The sequence below is a fragment of the Nevskia sp. genome, from assembly GCF_023266035.1.
Lineage (GTDB): Bacteria > Pseudomonadota > Gammaproteobacteria > Nevskiales > Nevskiaceae > Nevskia.
Window position 1 is genome coordinate 1 of record NZ_JAHFRY010000185.1, and the last position, 1669, is coordinate 1669.

Sequence of the window (1669 nt, forward strand, 5' to 3'; positions counted from 1 at the left end):
GGTTACGCCGTAACCGGCTTCGGCAGGGATCACCAGCCGCATGCCCTCGGCCCCCTTCACGACTTCGGGCACCACCGTGACGACCTGCTGCGCACGCGCCGCCAACAGGGCCGCGACGACGCTGTCGGAGAAGCCGAGCTTCTTCACATTGAGTTCGGTTGCGGGCACCAGCGTGTGGACACCGGCCGCAGCCTGCGACAGGGCCAGCGCCGGACGCAGCCACAGCGAGTCCACGAGTTCGCTGCCGTCGTGTACCGCGAGCTGTTCGGCCGGGGCGACCGCGAGGTAGAAGTGCGTGTCGAAACGCTTGGGCATGAAGGCCGGCGTGATCCAGTGCGCGAACGGCACCAGCTCTTCGCAGGCCAGTTCGAGGTCTTCGGCCTCCAGCATGTCGGCGATGCCGAGCTCGCCCTTGTCCAGCGCCTTGCGGTAGCGCGGCCCGAGTGCGGCCAGGCGCGCGGGTCCGAGCAGCACCCGTTCGCCGCGCGCACGCGCCAGCAGGACGCCGCATTCCTCGAAGGCCTCGCGGATCGCGGCGACGCGCAGCGCGATCTGCTTCGGCGCGAGGTCGGCGACGCCGGTGCACCGCAGCCGCACTCGCGGGTCTTCATCACCTGCGGCGAGCTTGCCGCCAGGGAATACCAGGGCGCCGGCCGCAAAGTCGATCTCGTGGTGGCGCACGACCATGAAGACCTCCAGACCTTCGGCGCCGTCGCGCAGCATCAGGATGGTGGCGGCGAGGCGGGTCGTGCTGGTGGCGCTGAGTGTTGCCGAAGACATGGAGCAGTCTCGAAAGGATGGAAATGATTTTGGGGAAAGAATGGGGAAGCGGGCCCGTCGGCCAGATCAATCCGGTGCCATCGCGAGCGCGCCGCAGGCCCGTAGCCGATCAATCTCAGTAATGGCGAGGCCGAGACCGAGCAGGACCTCGTCGGCGTCGGCGCCGATTCGGCCGGCCACGCGATCGAGGCGCGCACCGCGGCGTCCGTCAGCGCGCACCGGGAACGGCAGATGGCGCTGGTCCTGATGCTCCATCACCAGTTCGCGCGCGCGCCTGCGGCGTGCGCCCGGCCTCGGCGGGCGACAACACCAGATGCGCCGGCACGTCGTGGCGCGCCAGGCGACTCAACCAGTGGCTCGAACTCTGACTGCGCATCACGACGGCGATGCGTGCATGCAGCGCGTCGCCATCGGCCAGACGCCGCATTTCGTCGGCCCAGGCGGGCGCGGCGAAGTCGGGCGCGATATCGGCGGCGGCGGCGACGAAGCCTCGCCAGAAATGCGGCTCGATGATGCCGAGCGTGAGCGCGCGGCCGTCGGCGGTTTCAAACACGTCGTTGGTCGGATAGAGGTGCGCCCGCGAAGGCGTCTCCGCGTCCAGTCCATGGCGTGCGGCGGTGAACGCGAGCGCGGCGTCTGCCAGCGCCAGGTCGAGGTACACGCCTTTGCCGGTACGGCCCCGCTCGTGCAGCGCGGCGAGCACGGCAATGACCGCGAAGCTGGCACCGGCAAGGTCTGCGACCGGCATGCCGGCGCGGCGCGGCGGACCGGTCCAGTGGCCCGCGTACATCAGTCCACCAGAGGCAGCGATGTAGTTCAGATCATGGCCCGGTGCGTCGCGCGCGGGACCGTCCTGGCCGTAGCCGGAGATCGAGCAGTAGATCAAGCG

The 1669-nt window shown here is 69.7% G+C and carries 2 protein-coding genes; both read right to left on the reverse strand.

The features are described 5' to 3' along the window. Window positions 1-780, reverse strand: a 780-nt coding sequence (locus Q0D45_RS20050; RefSeq protein ID WP_293397244.1) for a hypothetical protein, incomplete at its 3' end; no start/stop codon positions are given. Between the two features lie 208 nt (window positions 781-988). Beyond that, window positions 989-1669: CoA transferase (locus Q0D45_RS20055; RefSeq protein ID WP_293397247.1), on the reverse strand; the 681-nt coding region annotated here is incomplete at its 5' end.